The organism is Chlorogloeopsis fritschii PCC 6912 (genome assembly GCF_000317285.1).
Taxonomy (GTDB): Bacteria; Cyanobacteriota; Cyanobacteriia; order Cyanobacteriales; family Nostocaceae; genus Chlorogloeopsis; species Chlorogloeopsis fritschii.
In genome coordinates, this window is the sequence record NZ_AJLN01000044.1 from 1 (window position 1) to 17114 (window position 17114).

13 protein-coding genes, 1 tRNA gene and 2 pseudogenes are annotated in these 17114 nt (G+C 38.7%); 4 read left to right on the top strand and 12 right to left on the bottom strand.

Annotated features, from left to right (window positions below):
- Positions 1-10: 10 nt before the first annotated feature.
- The 3 genes and pseudogenes from UYC_RS40295 to UYC_RS35305 all read right to left on the bottom strand — a co-directional run.
- Positions 11-1210 carry a Clp protease N-terminal domain-containing protein gene (locus tag UYC_RS40295; RefSeq protein ID WP_016873394.1) on the bottom strand — a complete coding sequence of 400 codons (1200 nt, stop codon included), beginning with the start codon at positions 1208-1210 and terminating at the stop codon, positions 11-13.
- 155 nt (positions 1211-1365) lie between these two features.
- Positions 1366-2085, bottom strand: a pseudogene (locus UYC_RS35300) (RtcB family protein); the annotation flags it as partial.
- A gap of 392 nt (positions 2086-2477) precedes the next feature.
- Positions 2478-2939, bottom strand: a pseudogene (locus UYC_RS35305) (RtcB family protein); the annotation flags it as partial.
- 233 nt (positions 2940-3172) lie between these two features.
- On the opposite strand from UYC_RS35305, the gene UYC_RS0104205 reads away from it, so the two are divergent.
- From UYC_RS0104205 to UYC_RS0104215, 3 genes are all read left to right on the top strand, one after another.
- A complete protein-coding gene (locus UYC_RS0104205) occupies positions 3173-4090 on the top strand; it encodes a class I SAM-dependent methyltransferase (protein WP_016873395.1) in 918 nt (305 codons plus the stop codon).
- Positions 4087-4815, top strand: coding sequence for an HAD family hydrolase (locus UYC_RS0104210; RefSeq protein ID WP_016873396.1), 729 nt, complete (start codon positions 4087-4089; stop codon positions 4813-4815). The genes UYC_RS0104205 and UYC_RS0104210 overlap by 4 nt, the downstream gene beginning before the upstream one ends.
- 31 nt (positions 4816-4846) lie before the next feature.
- A tRNA-Ala gene (locus tag UYC_RS0104215) sits at positions 4847-4919 on the top strand.
- A 388-nt stretch (positions 4920-5307) separates the two neighbouring features.
- On the opposite strand, the gene UYC_RS0104220 is transcribed toward UYC_RS0104215, so the two are convergent.
- The 9 genes from UYC_RS0104220 to cas10 all read right to left on the bottom strand — a co-directional run bounded on the left by UYC_RS0104220 (position 5308) and on the right by cas10 (position 15608).
- Entirely contained in the window at positions 5308-5817 is a 510-nt protein-coding gene (locus UYC_RS0104220) for a hypothetical protein (RefSeq protein ID WP_016873397.1), read from the bottom strand.
- A 45-nt stretch (positions 5818-5862) separates the two neighbouring features.
- The gene (gene csx2 / locus UYC_RS0104225) at positions 5863-7101 is read right to left on the bottom strand and encodes a TIGR02221 family CRISPR-associated protein (protein ID WP_016873398.1); all 1239 of its coding nucleotides are present in this window, start codon (positions 7099-7101) and stop codon (positions 5863-5865) included.
- A gap of 13 nt (positions 7102-7114) precedes the next feature.
- On the bottom strand, positions 7115-7885 hold the full coding sequence (gene cas6 / locus UYC_RS0104230) for a CRISPR system precrRNA processing endoribonuclease RAMP protein Cas6 (RefSeq protein WP_016873399.1): 771 nt from the start codon (positions 7883-7885) through the stop codon (positions 7115-7117).
- 110 nt (positions 7886-7995) lie between these two features.
- Positions 7996-9195: a protein kinase domain-containing protein gene (locus UYC_RS0104235; RefSeq protein ID WP_016873400.1), complete on the bottom strand. Its 1200-nt coding sequence runs from the start codon at positions 9193-9195 to the stop codon at positions 7996-7998.
- 21 nt (positions 9196-9216) lie between these two features.
- The gene (gene csm5 / locus UYC_RS0104240) at positions 9217-10494 is read right to left on the bottom strand and encodes a type III-A CRISPR-associated RAMP protein Csm5 (protein ID WP_016873401.1); all 1278 of its coding nucleotides are present in this window, start codon (positions 10492-10494) and stop codon (positions 9217-9219) included.
- A gap of 15 nt (positions 10495-10509) precedes the next feature.
- Entirely contained in the window at positions 10510-11619 is a 1110-nt protein-coding gene (gene csm4, locus UYC_RS0104245; RefSeq protein WP_016873402.1) for a type III-A CRISPR-associated RAMP protein Csm4, read from the bottom strand.
- A gap of 2 nt (positions 11620-11621) precedes the next feature.
- Complete coding sequence (csm3, locus tag UYC_RS0104250; RefSeq protein WP_016873403.1) at positions 11622-12656, bottom strand: type III-A CRISPR-associated RAMP protein Csm3; 1035 nt, start codon at positions 12654-12656, stop codon at positions 11622-11624.
- A gap of 3 nt (positions 12657-12659) precedes the next feature.
- Positions 12660-13232 (bottom strand): type III-A CRISPR-associated protein Csm2, encoded by a 573-nt coding sequence (csm2, locus tag UYC_RS0104255; protein ID WP_016873404.1) that lies wholly within the window; start codon positions 13230-13232, stop codon positions 12660-12662.
- A 3-nt stretch (positions 13233-13235) separates the two neighbouring features.
- On the bottom strand, positions 13236-15608 hold the full coding sequence (gene cas10 / locus UYC_RS0104260) for a type III-A CRISPR-associated protein Cas10/Csm1 (RefSeq protein ID WP_016873405.1): 2373 nt from the start codon (positions 15606-15608) through the stop codon (positions 13236-13238).
- 514 nt (positions 15609-16122) lie between these two features.
- On the opposite strand from cas10, the gene UYC_RS0104265 reads away from it, so the two are divergent.
- Positions 16123-16971, top strand: a complete 849-nt coding sequence (locus UYC_RS0104265) for a hypothetical protein (RefSeq protein ID WP_016873406.1) — start codon at positions 16123-16125, stop codon at positions 16969-16971.
- Positions 16972-17114 lie beyond the last annotated feature (143 nt).

Consider the following 17114-nt stretch of genomic DNA (forward strand, 5'->3'; position numbering starts at 1 on the left):
GTTGCGTACGTCACTTAAATGCGGGTGGCCATAGTTGAGATATTGAAAGTTCCCACTCAGGTAACAACTCTGGAATAGCGAGCTTGTCTTCATCTGTTAATTCTGTCACCTGATTGTTAGCACGGTAAACAGCTAAAGTCCGCTCATCTGGATTAATTAGCAATCCTACCTGCACTCCCAGTTCTAAAAACCGTTGGATTTTTTCTTGCAAAGGTGCGAATTGATCAAACGCAGATTTAATTTCTACTACTAAATCTGGCACTAATTCTGGATAAACTCGCGGTGCTCGTTTGAGGCGATCGCGCAACACAAAAGAAATTCGTGGAGCCAATACATCCCCGTTAGGCAGCTGGAATCCAGTACTAGAGCCAATCACATGGCCTAATTTCCGAGGTTCCACCCAAGCAAACAACAATGCACAAAATCTAGCGCTAATTTCCCCAGAGGTAAAATCTATGGGAGTTTCACCCAAATATTGTCCTCCTTTTTTTATTTGGGCGGCGATCGCTTTCCCTATTTGTATATCCGAGCCTCTTGGCGCTACTTCCAAAACTTTCAGCCTCAGATGTTCTAGATCTACCCCCTGTTTTTTCAGGACTTTCACCGCTAACCCATCAGTTACCCGAAGTAAGGCTAGTAAAAGACTTTCCGTATCAATGTAGTAATGTCCCAATGTGTCGGATTCCTCAACAGCGAAATCCAACATAAGTTTGGTTTTAGGTGTGAAAGGTATCCCTACAGAAAAAATCCCAGATCCACGACCGATAATTTTTTCTACTTCCGCGCGGGTATTTTCCAACGTTACTCCAAATGTTCTCAGAACTTCGGCTGCAATTCCAGTTCCTTCTAAAATCAATCCAATCAGAATTTGTTCTGTGCCGACAAAATTATGACCTAGACGGCGAGACTCTTCTTGGGCAAGCTCAATAACTCTTACTGCTTTAGGCGTAAATCTCACAAACGGAGATTTAAGTAGCTGTTCAGCTTTTAGTGATTGTGGCTGTAGGAACATAGCCCCTTCCTCTGGAAAAAAAATTTCTTCAATTGAGGAGTCAAATAGCTGGGCAATTTGGAAAGCAAGCGGAAGACTTGGATCGTACTTGCCCGTCTCGATAGCGTTAATGGTTTGGCGACTCACACCCAGGCGTTCTGCCAATTCTGCTTGTGACCAATTATGCTCAGTTCTAAGAATGCGTAGACGGTTTTTCATTACTTGCAAACGAATTTATCTGCATAGCTCTTTTTTACCGCTACACGGCTATAGTAAAGCAAACTTTTCTTAATGTCAAGTTTACTTTACACAATCAGTCAAAGCGTTACAGAGACTGATGCTATATTTCCTCCTGCCTTCAGTAAAGTGTTGATTCATCCCTTCACGCAAACAACCTGCTTGAGAGTTGCCACAATTTCCACCAAATCAGATTGATTTTCCATAACTTGGTCGATTGGTTTGTAAGCTCCAGGAATTTCATCTAAAACACCCGTATCTTTTCGACATTCAACACCTTTTGTTTGCTCTATCAAATCATCAAGAGTATAGACATTTTTTGCTTTATTTCTTGATAGCAAACGTCCTGCACCGTGAGAACAAGAACAAAAACTATGGGCATGACCTTTACCTTTGACGATATAAGATATTGCCCCCATTGAACCAGGAATAATGCCGTAATCTTCCTGTTGGGCGCGGACTGCACCTTTGCGAGTTACATATACTTCCTCGCCAAAATGCACTTCTTTTTCGGCGTAATTGTGATGGCAATTCACTTCTAATAAGGGTTTAGTTGCCTTTCCACCCGCCAGGTGCTTCTCGATAATGTGCTTGAAACGGGCCATCATCACATTGCGATTGAAACGCGCATAGTCCTGCGCCCACTGCAAATCTCGCCAATATGCCTGAAATTCCGGCGTACCAGCTACAAAATAGGCTAAATCCGGATCGGCTAATTTATTACCTGCCATCTTAGCCAATTCCTTGGCTGTACTAATATGGCACTGAGCAAGCATATTACCGATATTGCGGGAACCGGAATGCAACATCAGCCAAACTTGGTTTTCTGTATCGAGACAAACTTCAATAAAATGATTCAATTTGTTACTAATTGCTTGTTAAGCTTGCCAAGTCTCCACAGTCTCATTTCAACACTGTTTCGACTTCTACCTAACACTTTCATCGAACGCTCAACCGAATGGGTAGTAATAAATTTATCTTCTTCAGGTGTCCAAAAATTTTTGTGGTTTCATTACTCCCCAATATCACGAATGAAAGTTGCAATCGACCAAGACATTTCTGCTTGATTCTATACCTTCCGATTCGGTATAGTTCGGAGCACACTTTCATCCTAAATGATTTTAGGATGCCCAAGTCCCTCTGCTCTCTACGGGGCGTTTTACCGCTTCCCTCGGTATTAGCAATCTCAGCTTTCACCGATTTGGACGAGTTTTGATTACTGTATTACTACAGTAAGGGGCAATCTTTCACCCCCACCGAGAGAACCCATTTGTCTCATGGCTTTGCCTTGTAAGTCTTGCACTCCTGAATGCAAGTCAGGAAAATCACGCCATCGTTGCCAATTGGTAACACTTTTTTCTACATCTTTATTTTCATTGAAACCAGTAGGAATTGCTGCTTCAATATCTTGCCTAATTTTCTTTAATTTTCCTTCTAGTTGTTCACCCTTGAATGGAGTTTTAATTGCACCCATACCGCAACCAACATCTACACCCACAGCCGCAGGGATAATAGCTTCTTTTGTAGCAATTACAGAACCAACTAAAGCTCCTTTTCCTAAGTGAACATCTGGCATTAATGCTACGTGTTTAAATACAAATGGCAATGATGCTACATTTTTTGCCATCTTAATTTCTTCTGAGCCTAAAGGGTGATTTGCCCAAGATAAAACTGGAGATGGTGTAGAAATTTCTAATTCTTCGTAAGGCATATATAAGATTTTGGTGGTTAACTACTAATAAAAACACAATTAACAATTTAAATTGCTTCCTTCTTTTTGAGAGGCAGTAATTTATGTATTGTGTATGTATTATTAATGTATTATTAAAGCTAACAAATGTCAAGCCTATCCCTAAAGGAGGAAAGTATCTTTCGCACAGATATATTAAAATATGTAAAGAAAATGACTGTAGTAGAAACAGTCATCCATTCTGAAACAATCCTATGGCAGTTCGTCAAGATACAATTTGGGAGCGTTTTTTGTCTCCTGTAGTACGTTATTTCATCGATGAAGAGGGGTTGCGGCGCTACGCTGAGAGTGTGGATTGGGAGAAGGAAAGCGATCGCTTCCGACGTGCTGACGTTACAGTTCCTGCTTACTACAGCACTCAAAACTTTCACGGCATTCAGGGCGGATATCTAAAATCTGGCGCGGCGGTTACCTACGACGCTGTTACTCAGTACGTACTACCACCAAATGAGGTTTGGGTACGCCAGGCTTTAATTGATGCTGTCAAAGTACAGCCACGTCGCATTCTGGATTTAGGGTGCGGTACAGGATCGACAACATTAATGCTCAAGCAAACTTTCCCAGAAGCAGAAGTTATTGGTTTAGATTTGTCGCCTTATATGCTAGTAAGAGCTAGCCATAAAGCCGAAAGTGCAGCTTTAAATATTCACTGGCGATACGGTAATGCCGAAAAGACAGGTTTTGCTCGCGATTCTTTTGACTTAGTGACGGCTGCTTTGTTATTTCACGAAACACCGTCAAGAGTATCACAGGCAATTCTGCAAGAAAGCTTCCGATTGCTGAAGGTAGGTGGACAAGTACTGATTCTCGATGGTAATCAAAAGACCCTAAGTCAGTTAGAATGGCTCAATGATGTGTTTGAGGAGCCGTATATTCGTGAGTATGCAGCTGGCAATATGGATGCATGGATGGGTGCAGCAGGATTTGAAGCAGTGCAAACCCAGGATGTATGGTGGATACATCAAGTTTCTAGCGGCATAAAACCGATACCAACAGCAGAAGAAGTTGCTGAAGTGAATATGCGGCAGTACACTTCTACACCAACAAATAAAACATTAGACAACAAAGATTTGCAGGGCTTTCCCTCTCCAGCTTTCAATACAACGGCATGACTCTAAAGGCAGTTCTGTTTGATTTTAATGGCGTCATCATTAATGATGAGTCGATCCACGAACAACTGATTAAGCAAATCCTAATCGAAGAAAATCTTACTCTCAAACCGGGTGAGTACAAAGAAATTTGCCTCGGACGCAGCGATCGCGCCTGTGTGCGGGATATACTCAAAAATCGCGGTCGAGTTGTAAGTGAAGAATATTTAACTCAGTTGTTGCAAAAGAAGGCACATCTGTACGTGCAGGAATTAGAAAAGCTGGAAAAACTGCCTTTGTATCCTGGTTTAGATGATTTGATATTTCAAGTGCGATCGCGTAACTTAAAGTTAGCTTTAGTTAGTGGTGCAATCCGTAAAGAAATAGAACTTGTACTAGAACGCGCTAAATTAGCTCAACACTTTTGTGTAATCGTAGCTGGAGATGATATTACTGCTAGTAAACCAGAGCCAGACGGTTATTTATTAGCTGTGGAATACCTTAATCAAGCAGATCCCAAACTAAATCTTCAACCAAATGAATGTTTAGTGATAGAAGATACTCCCGCAGGAATTCAAGCAGCAAAACAAGCTGGGATGCAAGTAGTGGGTGTAGCGAATACTTACCCTTTTCATATGCTTCAGCGTCAGGCAAACTGGACTGTAGATTATCTAACTGACTTGGAACTAGAACGGGTACAGGAAGTTTACCTACAGCGCCAATGCCAACCTACAGCAAGTGAATGCTAGAATGGCTAATGGCGGAAAACACTGGCAGTTTGGGGAATTAGCTCAGTTGGTAGAGCGCTGCGATCGCACCGCAGAGGCCACCGGTTCAAATCCGGTATTCTCCATTTGTACATTAAATTGACGCCGACAATACTTTATCGATTCGAGGGATTTTTTTGGGATTGAACCAGTTAAGGTGTGCATCACACTACAATCATTTAAGATGCGATCGCTGGTAGAAAGTTAAGGAGTAATCTGTTACACTGCTGGGAATAAAATTTAGAACCTTGACAATTACATATTAGATCAACATTAAGTTTTCAATTGAAAAGCAGGAAGCATCTCTATTTTGACGCAATACCCTAGAAGGGTATCGCTACACAGACAAAGCCCACCTTCGTGGGCTAATATATTTCAGCCCGCCTATGTGGGTTTGCTTTGTATAGCCTCACCCTTCTAGAATGCAGGGCTTTTTGCAAAAACGGAATGCTGGCTGTGAGAATGTGATCGCATTTAATTACTGTAGCGGCGAAAACTCGTGTCTACTCTTTGCGTCAATTCTCCCCGTTCAACCTTCACCAGGTTATCCCTTGCTGCAATGGTGAGGTACAGAGAAATCCCGCAATCAACTGCCGCCATTACTAACGCCGCCGATAAAGTTTTAGTTCCACCAGTGTAGTCAGCCATAATCTCATGGCTTGCTTGTTGCTGCAAATTGCGGATGAAAGCGTGAATCTTAGGATAGCATTCGCTTAAATCGTCTGGGTTTTGTACCAAAATTAAATCCCGTTGTTCTTGAAAGCGATCGCCTAACCCTAACTGTGTGGGAATATTGGGTAATCTTTCAATAACTTCTGCACCTCTACGCACTTCACAAGGGGTTCCTTCGCCGATGACTTGTGACTTGCTACCTTTTTCGCCATCGGAGGCAATGAAAATTATGCGATCGGGTTGTAAGCTACGGATGGCGGTGACGATGGGTTGGAAGGAACCGCCGACGGGAACGAAGAGGATTTTGGGCATAAATACAATAAAATATGGTTTTAACCAATGAAGTTAAATAATGTATTATTGTGCTGATAACAGCGATTGTGCTAGTTCTGGAAGAAATGGATATATTCTCTCAAAACTATTTTGAAGTTGTTGGGCTGTTTTGGGGAAAAGATTCATTCCAACATGGGCAATATCATTTCTTAATTCTGTAATTTGCTGCCAACGATTGATTAATTCATCTATATCTGGTAAGACTTCAAGCTTTTCATCACAACGGCTAGGCTTATCAATTGCTTTTTTCTGCCTTTTCTTTACTCCATTATTTAAAGCTTGTTCTACTTCAGCCCGTCCATCTCTATTATCAAACATTGGTTCTTCAAATTCGAGGGCTAAAACAGAAACAATCCATTCCCGTGTTAAAGTTACTGCTTGTACTATTTGCTGTCTATCACGATACCATTGAATCATGTTTAGCTGTAACCGTAAATTGGTAGCTAATTGTGAATTATCTCTTGGTTTCTCAAGTGCAAATTGACCGTATTCTTGAACTACTTGATTGGCTAAAATACTAAATGGTTGCGCTCGTTTGGCAATGCTAGGGGCAGCTTTTTCTAAAGCTTTTTCTAGTTTAGTTGCCTGCTGCATCGTTTCTATTGGTCGAGTCAGGCGTAAGGCTAAAGAAATAGATTCAATAGCTGTAGATGCTGATTTAAGATGATTGTTAAGTTTTCGTGCATCATCGATATCATCGCGTAGTTCGATACTGGATGGCATTCCTTTTTTTAATAAATCAGAAAGCACCTCTCCATCGCCTGCTTTTACAAACTGATTGGTAGCTATCAGCCAATCAATAATACTGACAAATTCGGATAAATCAATAACTGGGGCTGGTTTACCTAATTCAAAAGCACCATAATAAATAGCATCAATACTTACCTGTTTAGCTGATTTGAGGTAAGCAGCAAACAAAAATACTAAAAACGGAAGCGATCGTAACCCGTGGGTAATATCAAATATTACTGTTTCACCGTGGTTAACTTGTGCAGTAATAGCGTTGAAAATTTCCCACATTTCGGCTGTATTTTCCCCTTTAGGAATTGCGATGGGTTGAATTCGGGAATCATTTAAAGCCTGTAGTGCAGGCCATGTTTTCTCTTCAGCTTCTGGAGTATTGCACACCAACATTCGGTCATGTTCTACAAACTGACGCAGTGCTAGGCTAAATACACCACCTTCATATTCTTTATCTTGCCAACTATAAACGGTTCCTGACTTCAAACCTTTATCATTAAGAAATGTAATGATAGTTCGCATAGTAAAAACACCTTTAAATTTTGTTAATTTTTACTTGTGTCTGTCCCATTCCTAATCTGGTTTTGATACCAGTTCCTGCAAATTGAGAATATTGCACCAACAAATTTGCTACATTTGCTAGTAAAGAATCTGTGCGGTGAGAAATTTGTAGAGTCACATCACCCACAAATCCATTGACATAACCCTTTTGTAATTGCCAACTGCGTGTTTGAATTTTGTGATGCTTAAGGAGAACAGCATTACTTAAATAGGCAATTAATTCATCTCCACCTAAATAAATAGGAGCAAAATTATTCCAGCGTTCCAACCAACTGCGAAACATTAAAGAAGGTAACGGTAAAGGTAGGCTACCACTAGATTGTCTAAAGGCTGTTGGAGTTGTAAATTGCAAATCAAATCGACGTACTGGTTCAGGTTCGTTTGCGACTAATTGAGTATAAAGTTCTTCGTAGCTGGTAATTTTATCTTCACGGTTGATGATATTAAACTTAGCACCAAGAAATTCGAGGTATTCGTTGAGATTTACTTCAGCAATAGTTTTACTTGAGTTTTGTTTTAAACCGCATAAAGATAATTGATAAAATTTTTGTGGTTCAAAAATTATAAAATCCTGTTCTGTGAAAAAATGACCGCATATTCCAGAAAATGATGTTGAGGAAATTTTTTCAGTTCCAATTTCTAATCCTATTTGATTATGTAAGACTTTGACGAGTTCTAGATTGTAAGAACGCGGTAAAATAGTGGGTTCAGATACGGTTAATGTCCAAGTTGAATAAATTACCATTGTTAATAATATTTTTATTTAACTATTCAAGTAAGAAGATTTGTATAAATATATTTTAATTTAATTGCTTTTTGATGGTTACATAAAGCTTTTTTACTCGATGATTTCTTTTAGCACAAGTGCCTGATAAAATAGAGCGCTTGGTTGGGTTGACAATGAATTACCATTCTCAAGGTTATGATAGCTTCTTCGTATGACCTTAATTTATTTAAAATTATTCTTTTATGCGATAAAGCTTCGATACAATTTGGTTTTATATTTAGCAAATAATCATATACCTCTATTGCAGCACTATAATTTTTCAAATAACTATGTGCAATACCTATATTAAAAATAGCTTTACAATGTGTAGGATTTATTTCTAGAACTTTTTTATATAGCAAAATAGCTTCTTCATGATGTTTTCTATTTTTAAGATAATTGCCTCTAATATACCATTGTTGACTATAACTATATTTGAAATTTTGTGACCGAATAATTTCTAAATTGATATAATTAGATGAAATTTTTTGTAAATCAATCAAGACTTCTGATGCAGATTGATAACGGTGTTTAAAATAACAACTTGTCATCTTATCTAAAATGTCTGCCAAATCTTGATTAATATTTATAATATTGCGCCACATAATTTCACCAGTCTCATAATCTCGTGATGGTACATTACCAATCAAGGCTTGAATTGCAATTACACCCACAGCATATACATCACTAAAAAACCCTGGTCTACCATTTGCTTGTTCATCTGGCATATAATCTTTTTTACCAATTGTAATTGTCTTAGTGCGCCTTCGTTGACCATCATTATCAATCAATACCTGTTTTACAGAGCCAAAATCAATCAGAACTAATTTGTTATCTTGTTTCCTTTTAACTAAATTATCAGGTGAAATATCACGATGAATTACATTATTTATCTGTACGAATTGAAGTATTTCAAGAATATCTACTACTAACTCATATACTTCTTTTTCACTAAAAATTCTATTTTCTAACTCTTCACTTAATTCATATCCATCTATAAACTCTTCTACTAAATATAATTGGTTGTCTTCTTCAAAAAAGTCAAATAGTTTAGGAATTCTATCATGCTGTCCTAAAAGTTTAAGAGTTTCGGCTTCAGTGTAAAATAGACGTTTAGCTGTCTTAAAATCTACTGGATTGAATGGATTTATTGAAGGATAAAGTTGTTTTACAACACACCAAATACTATCATACGACTTAGCATCTTTAGCTAGATAAGCACGACCAAATCCTCCTCCTCCCAAAAGGTATGTGAGCTTATATTGCTCACGAATTATTTTTCCAATCATAAGATTAAATAAAAATAATAACTATAAGACTTTGAGCTTAAGCCATCCTGGTGTAAACTTAATTTTGCCATTTGAACTCACTACTGATCGTCTAGACTTTGGAGCTTCAAAACCCGGTGCTTTTAAACCACAAGTATTACGAATTTCTTCTCTTACTTCATCGTCAAGGCATAAACCAATAGTTGTTGCCATCATTCCACTACCCCAACCTAATCGTATGGTAAATGGGCATTCTTCAGGTTCGTAAAATTGGCGAATGTCATTAAAATCTAAATCCCTTCCTGCTGCATGTGGATTATTTATAATATCGTTCCAATAATCGTGTTCATAATCCCATTGTTCTTGACTAAACTCGTGACAAATTTTGATAAGTTCGTCTAGATTTTGAAATGGTAATTTCATTCCTTGTTTATGCTGAAACCAAGAAAGCATTTCTGTATCGAGTGTCACGGTAAATGTTGTCTGGACATTTCGTACCATCTCGACGTAAAGAGATGCTCTATACTTTGCTAGATAATCAGGAAAGCGACTGGATACAATTATTTCGGCAACAACGGGTAAGTTAATGGGGATTGATTGTCCTTTTTTAGTGGTAATCTTACCTTCAATTAGAGGTTCGCAATCACTAACACTTAGCGCTCTAAAAAAATCGGTGTTTTGACTGCTACCGTTATATCTTTTACCTTGATATATAAGAGTGTATTCTGAGAATAAAGTGTCCATAAATATATCGTCATCAGCAGATTTTTGCTGATACTTATTAAGAGTTCCTAATTTATTTCTTAAAACCTTTTCGATGTCGCTAACTTTTTGATTTTTGGGTACGTTGTAGCGATCGCCATGTTTGAGCAAGTAATATGCGATCGCAGTTCTAATTGCCCCTTTAATCGACGAACCTGGTATATATAGCTGCCCCATGCCATTACGAATCATCGGACGCAAATCGGTGATGCGATCGTCTGTCAGCTTTTGGCTAATGGCATTTTTCGGGAAAATCAACTCTCCGTTGCTATCAGTCGCACTCCACCACTGTTCCCCAAACGCATCTTTAAGTAGGTTGCTGATATCTTGGCGATCGCTAATTGCTTGGATATAGTCATTGAGATATCTACCACCTTTCTTGTGCAGGGCTTTGGCAAGGGCATCTTGGTTGGGAAGATAAACTTTTTTGGATGTTTGCACGTATTCAAAAGGGTTTAACCTCGATACTGCCGAACCAATATGCAAGATAGGGCTAGTTAATTGTATTTTTTTTGACTCGTAAACTTCGGGCTTTTTGAGGGCAATAGAAGGAAGCATTTTAGATATTAAATTTTAGATTTGTACTTTGATAGGAAGACTTAAACCAATTCCACTACGATATATTTTGTGTGCTTTGAATTCACTGGGAGTTACATCGGCTAGTTTTCCCTGCGGTGCAATTGGAAACACCGAACCTTCTGCAAACATCCTTACCATCTGGCGGCGAATATTGCCATCAGAAAACCATCCACCCCGTTCTTGGATGTCGTAGCTGCTGTGAGAATTCATTAATTGCTCAAGGATAGATTTATCGTCATCCCAAAACAAACTAATTAAGCACTGATAAGCTAATTCATCTGAGGATTTGACGATATTTTCCCAAGTAGGGGAAACATCCTTTAAATCTAACCATTCGGCTTTGAATAGCCCTGCACCGCTTGAACGTTCTCCCCCAATCCCCTCTTCTCCCAGCAAGTCCAATGCTGCTTTCAATTCTGTAATAAGTTGGGGGTTATTATCCTCGAAATATACTAGGAAATACAGCCCAGATAAGCTTTTGATACTGCTACCATTTTGCTCCCAATTGAATTTTACGTATCCTGTATGGTAAAAATTAGTGGTGCTAGTTGTCCTATCTATGGCAACTTTAGGAAGTTTGTGATTTTTGAATGCTTCTTTGTAATCAAACGTACCAGCTTCTTTAAGTTTACCTTTAGCGTTACCTTTGGTTTTATCAGTCAGTTCTTGAGCATCTTCTTTAGTAAACCCTTCTCCCCGATACCAACGCTGCCAAATATCAAGCGGTAAGTAATTAAGAGATTTGTAGGTTTTAAAGAAGGTTAAATCATCTTGTTTACTATCTAAATCACCACCATGTGGATAATTAATAGGAAATTTCAAGGGGCGGGGAAGGTAGAAAATAGTATAATTTTTGGTATTATTCTTGCATTCGCGGTAGATAAAAGTCGAACTTATTCGCATCGGGGGTTTGGGTTGAAGAAACTTTTTTAACAATTCTTCAACGGGTTTTTTCCCAAATAGCCGTGCGTAATTACTTACCCAAGCACTAAACAAAGTATCTGAACGTACTCGTTCTTTTGACTCTTCCATGCCGATACCCAGCTCCCCGAAATGGACGCTTGACAGTCCGAAGTTGAGTTTGACAAGTTGCCATTTACCCATATTTAGCTCCCTGGTAATCGCCGTTGGATGTTTTCGCTTAACCCAGTAAAGTTATCTAAAAGTTCTTGGATATTATTAGCAGATGGAATTTCTTCTGTCTCTGAACTATCGTTAGGAGTATTGGTAATTCGACGGTAATACTCTAAATCCCGGTAAAAGAAATTGAATTTTTTAAATTCTACTTTGCCGTAACCTCTAGAACCGTGACCTCCTAAAGCATCGTCTTCAAGAATTGCTAGAGCGATCGCAATATTTTCTAAATCTTTAATGGCTTGTTCAGGATTTTCGACAGTGTAAACAAGCTCAAACTCAAATATCGAACCTGCGGGAACACGCTCAAATTGCCGAGGATTAGCTGCTGCGGTAACGCGATCTATACCGTTTTCAAATTTCCATTCGGTCATAAATAGACCTGTGTCTACTTTTTTGAGTTGTTCGGCTGATTGGGGTGATAAATGGGAATCGCGGACAATTAAGCGTGCTGGACAGTTGCGTCCTTTGACTTTGATGTATTCTCCAACTGTTTCCCCTGCATTTAATTGATTGTTAGCATTTTCAACAAACCTACCCGTGCGACTATTAGTAGCCCAAGCAATATGTCGGCGTTGAGCATTTTGTACGCTTTCCAATCCTTGAGATGCGACTGTATCTGTATCTATCCAACAATTAGTACCTGTCGAACCAAATAATCGAGAAACTAGACAAGTAGACGCACCTTCATAACGAATTAAGAGTCCACCGACTTCGCTAAATCCATCCGCTAAATCATCGCTTTCATAGCGATAAGTATTACTACCACTAGGGCGATTGAGAGGTTTATTTGTTAACCTTTCTGTAATCGCACGTAACTTACCTTTGATAGAAGAACCAGGAAGATAGGGATACTGCGTTAAAGGATCGCGTATAACAGGTTTATCAAGTCCGCCAATATCCAGGTTTTCACCACCTCCACCAATATGCAAGCCGGTTTTGACCTCTATTTGGCTTTTTAGGATAAATTTACCAACTAAGGATTTTTGTTCGAGGGATGCGGGCATAAATTATTTTCCACCTTCGGCTTTATGATAGGCAATGATTGATTCGATTAATTGAACCAGGCGTTCAAAATCTTTTGCACTTTCAACTTTATCAATTGCTACTGAAATTACTTCTTCTAACGGTTTGGCGGAACGCTGGCGTGCGGCTGCATAAGCAAGTTTGGGTTTTAGTAATACAACATCAGCCTCTATTTTTGCAAAAATCAATTTGTCTTTCTTGTCATCAGCTTGTTTTTGGATATTTTGGAGTTTAACGTTCAAATTATCTTCCGTAATCTTTTTGTCTTTCTTAGTCTCTTCCTTTTCTTTTTCTGCTTGTCTTTGAATGCTTTCTAATTCTTCTTGCAGATTTTTATCCTCATCTTGTTGTGCAAGTAGAGCTTTTATTTGATTAATGGCATCTAGAAATTTGCGAACTTGGTTGGTTTCCAGACGCTGTTGTTTGAGATACGGGCCAAATTTTTCGGCGTGTTTAACTAAGTCACGTATGGGATAGGTTTTTAGCCCATCTTTCAATCCTGTAATAGTTATCTTGATTTGGTCAACAATTGGTTTTTGAATATCGGTTTGTGACATATTTTAAGAGTTGCGATTTAGTAGTTCAATCCAAGTTGCGATCGCTCGAAAGTAAGGAGCGTTATGTGGGTTTTTCAAGGAAGTGCGGAATTCATCATCCTCTAATACGTTTTGCGGTAATCTTGCTAACGTATAGGCTATTTTAGGAAGGTGTAGATAATAACGTGTTTCTATTGCATAATTTGATTTTTTGTCTTCAATCTTTTTTAAAGCTTGCTCTTGAAGTTCTGCTGTAATCAATAAATTACGGACAAAGTTACGGGAAAAGTCTTTTCCAATATTTTGGCGTTCTAATCTATCTACAAAAGGTAATATACCCCAAATGGCTGGGTTATCTTCTTGTTTAAGGTATCCAATAATTTTCTTTTGTACTTCATCTTCTTCATCTAAATGCTGAAGATTTTTTATTTCAATTCCTAACCATTCATCCCATTTAAATACTTGGTTGAATAAACTTAAACTATCGCGTCCGTTATTCTTAGCTTGCTTTTCTGCATCTCCTGATTCCTCAGCCGCTTTATAAAGAGGAAACTTAGGCTCGGCAATACTAACACCTGCTGAAAGTGTAATATCTGGATGATGCCCTGTATAAGCACGAAAGCATTGGTAAATATCGAAGGAAAAATCAACAATTTCATTCCAAGCACCACTAACAAATAAATCGTCTCCTCCAGCGTAGATAAAAAGTATATTTTTACCCTGATCGTCAGATGATGTTTTGTCTGTACTATTATTGTTTGGTGATTTACTACTATTAGGTAATTGTTTAATTTCTCTTGGAATATTATCCCTGCGATTAGTAGCCAGACTATTGAGATATACTTTAAAAAAATAGCTCATTTGCCGTGATAATCCAGCTAATCTTGGCAATGTTTGATTGTCCTTCAAACCCTTAGCAAAGATTTGACCTAATCTATCAACATCCATTCGTAAATAACCGACTCGTTTGATACCTTGAGAAATATCTGCCATCTCTTCGACACGCAGAAAACGATTGTCGTCTTTCGCTTTCTTGCCATAATTACCAAGGAGAATTGGCGCACAATTACGAAAACTACGGAATTTATAATGCTCTAAATTCCAATCATTAACTAATAAAACATTATCGGAATTAGAGTCTACTTGCTTCCAATAGCTAAATAGCTGATAACAAATATTGATTTCACGTCCATCGCTTGCAGCTAGCTGAAACCAGAGCTTATCCTCCTCATCTTTCTGTTTACCTATCACCTTTTGCGGTTGCGATCGCACAATGGCATCAACGCGAAATAGCTTTTCTCCTAACCCGAACATGGTGCGACAGGTACTACAAGCCATCGGCGAACCTGGTTCATTTTTATTTAGCGGTTCTAAAACTTCTTCGTCATCACGATGGCAAACTTTGCAAGGGGTATGGGCGTAATATGGTTTAGTTAATGCGATAAGTTCATCAACGTGATCGCCAAATTTACGCGCTTTATAAGCAGCAAGTTTTTTAGTAGCTTCCGACCAATGTTTACTAAATTCAGTATTACCTATATCTGCAACAGGAAATTCATTTGAACTATCGAGAGCAAGATAAATTTTTCCTTGGAATTTCTCTCGCAACCATTGGTTAAACTGCAACCGAACTTGCTTTACAGTGTTTTTTGTCACTTCATTACCTGGAGCAAGTATATATATATTGCCGCCACCTGCATATATGACATTAGTGCGGGGAAGGTTTAAGTGTGTCAAAAGTTGGGCTACAACTTCCTCTGTAACTAATTCTAAATAAAAGCTACGCGCCCGCAATGATTTGAGCGCACCGTCAGAAGATATGGTGTAAATAAAGTTTTGAATTCCCGATAAGTCGCCAGCAACAATGCTAAGTTTGGCTGTTTTTAAATCTTCTGTATTTACTATGGCAGCCGCAACCGCAGCTGTAGTTCTTGCTATATCAATTAATGCCACATTTTCTTCACCATAGCTGATGAATGAACCAAATTTTTCTAGAATTAGCGTTAGCAGCGAAAGATTTTCCCTGTCTTGCGGGCTGTCCTGCAAAAAACCTATTTCTTTTTTTATCTGCTGTTGTAAAACTTCCAGTTCAGTTTTTGTTGGTTCTTGAAGTTGTGGGTAGGGAATAGTAGGGTATTTATCTGTAATGAGATTTGGTTGCCAAAAATGTTGTTTATTTTGACCTGGCGACGGCTCTAGCTTAACAAAATCAAATAATAACCTTAACGGTTTGGGTGTGCGATCGCTTGGCCATTGCAAATACTCTCTAGCCTTTTCAATAGCACTAGAATCAGCAGGTCTAGGTAACTGCAAGCCTGCCCAGTTAGCTAAATATGATACTGCTTGTTGAATGACAGTTAAAGCTTCTAGATGTGACGTATTATGCAAACTTATCATGATAACAAGGGACTAGATATCTATTTTTACAGTAAATTCCGAATATTTGAGTAAATTAACTATAATTTTGATACAAAAATTTATTTGATTTGCTTAAGTAAATTTTCATAAACAGTTTTTACCTGCCGCCGCACCTAAAGACCGCTAGTAATTTCTAAATATGGTTCCGACTGATGCACTGAGGGCAGTTCTAGATTTTTTATATCTGCGGTTCTATCAGGCGATCGCTTATTTGCCTACAGTCACCCTACTTTTTTATTGCACCCCTATCGATTCGGCAACAAATGACAGCAGAGGCGACGCAAGAATTAGCAAATTACCAGACTGAATGAGCCTATGTTCTACATATGAGTTACTATGATGTTTTCTTACTTCTAAAACCTTCCGAATGCCGAAAAAAGCAAGTGTTATTTGTTGTACTTGATTTTGCCTTAGTTCGCGTCGGCGAAGTTTGTTTGTGTAGCCGCAAATTCATTTGCCAGAGCTTCAGTTAACTATATTCTAAAAAACCAAAATGCTTGCACCCAAACAGAACCAAAATTCTCCGCTAGAAAATATATTTTCTCCCCGCTCTCCGCTAGATTTTTTAGGTTTTGCAGTGGTTGGAGTCATTATTAATTTACTATCTGGCGCAGATCCCCTCGGATTTTTAGGAGTAGGAGTTTTGTTTATTTACTGGTTGTGGTTAGACCGTCGGCGCGTTAAAAAGCTATCTCAAAGATTAAGGTTTGTTGTTGATAAAGAACCTCCCAAAGGCGCTAAAGGACTTATTCTCTTGCTTAGTCCCTATTCGCCTCGTCAAGAGTCGTTGCGAGATGAAAAACAGCTAAAACCACTTGTAGAACATATTATCAATACACCTATTGAAAAGTTGCAACTTGCAGATTTTCAAAATATCGACTTATTTAACTCCAATCTTTTTCCGCAGATAAAAGCTGTAGAATACCATATCGAGAAAGGTAACCTCCGGGATGTTTGGTTAATTAGCAGCCAAAGCTACGATCAAGTAAAAGGTTCTGAAATTACAGCACAAATTTTGTTACACTATTTAAGCTTTCAATACGGACAGCGCTTGGAAGTCCATTCCCAAGGTTTTTGTGTGGAGGATTGGAATTACAAAAAACTTTGGGATTTGGCAGATAAAATTTTCCGCGAATCAGATTACAAAGACGAGGCTGTAGTTGCTGACATTACAGGTGGAACAAAGATGATGACTATGGCGCTAGCTATGGCTTGTATTCCACCTAAGCGACGGATGCAATATATGGATGCCCAACGTGACTGGCAAGGTAATCCATTGCCAGTTGGTGAAATTAACCCGATTGGTATTGAAGTTGCTCCCATTATTCACGGTAACGAATAGTTGCGGGTAGCACAGTCTTTACATCTTTATAAGCTGTGTTTTTGTTACTTCACATCTTGCGCCAGTTCCAACAGTCTGGAGGCACAAGCCCACAAACCCTCGTTACCAGGTTCAACCTGGTAACGAGAACTGGAGCCTCTGGC

Excerpts from the sequence above, each read along its gene's own strand:
- UYC_RS0104265 (WP_016873406.1), top strand. The coding sequence starts at position 16,123 with ATGCTTGCACCCAAACAGAACCAAAATTCTCCGCTAGAAAATATATTT.
- cas10 (WP_016873405.1), bottom strand. The coding sequence starts at position 15,608 with ATGATAAGTTTGCATAATACGTCACATCTAGAAGCTTTAACTGTCATT.
- UYC_RS0104235 (WP_016873400.1), bottom strand. The coding sequence starts at position 9,195 with ATGATTGGAAAAATAATTCGTGAGCAATATAAGCTCACATACCTTTTG.
- UYC_RS0104205 (WP_016873395.1), top strand. The coding sequence starts at position 3,173 with ATGGCAGTTCGTCAAGATACAATTTGGGAGCGTTTTTTGTCTCCTGTA.
- UYC_RS0104220 (WP_016873397.1), bottom strand. The coding sequence starts at position 5,817 with ATGCCCAAAATCCTCTTCGTTCCCGTCGGCGGTTCCTTCCAACCCATC.
- csm2 (WP_016873404.1), bottom strand. The coding sequence starts at position 13,232 with ATGTCACAAACCGATATTCAAAAACCAATTGTTGACCAAATCAAGATA.
- csm4 (WP_016873402.1), bottom strand. The coding sequence starts at position 11,619 with ATGGGTAAATGGCAACTTGTCAAACTCAACTTCGGACTGTCAAGCGTC.
- csm5 (WP_016873401.1), bottom strand. The coding sequence starts at position 10,494 with ATGCTTCCTTCTATTGCCCTCAAAAAGCCCGAAGTTTACGAGTCAAAA.
- cas6 (WP_016873399.1), bottom strand. The coding sequence starts at position 7,885 with ATGGTAATTTATTCAACTTGGACATTAACCGTATCTGAACCCACTATT.
- UYC_RS0104210 (WP_016873396.1), top strand. The coding sequence starts at position 4,087 with ATGACTCTAAAGGCAGTTCTGTTTGATTTTAATGGCGTCATCATTAAT.
- UYC_RS40295 (WP_016873394.1), bottom strand. The coding sequence starts at position 1,210 with ATGAAAAACCGTCTACGCATTCTTAGAACTGAGCATAATTGGTCACAA.
- csx2 (WP_016873398.1), bottom strand. The coding sequence starts at position 7,101 with ATGCGAACTATCATTACATTTCTTAATGATAAAGGTTTGAAGTCAGGA.
- csm3 (WP_016873403.1), bottom strand. The coding sequence starts at position 12,656 with ATGCCCGCATCCCTCGAACAAAAATCCTTAGTTGGTAAATTTATCCTA.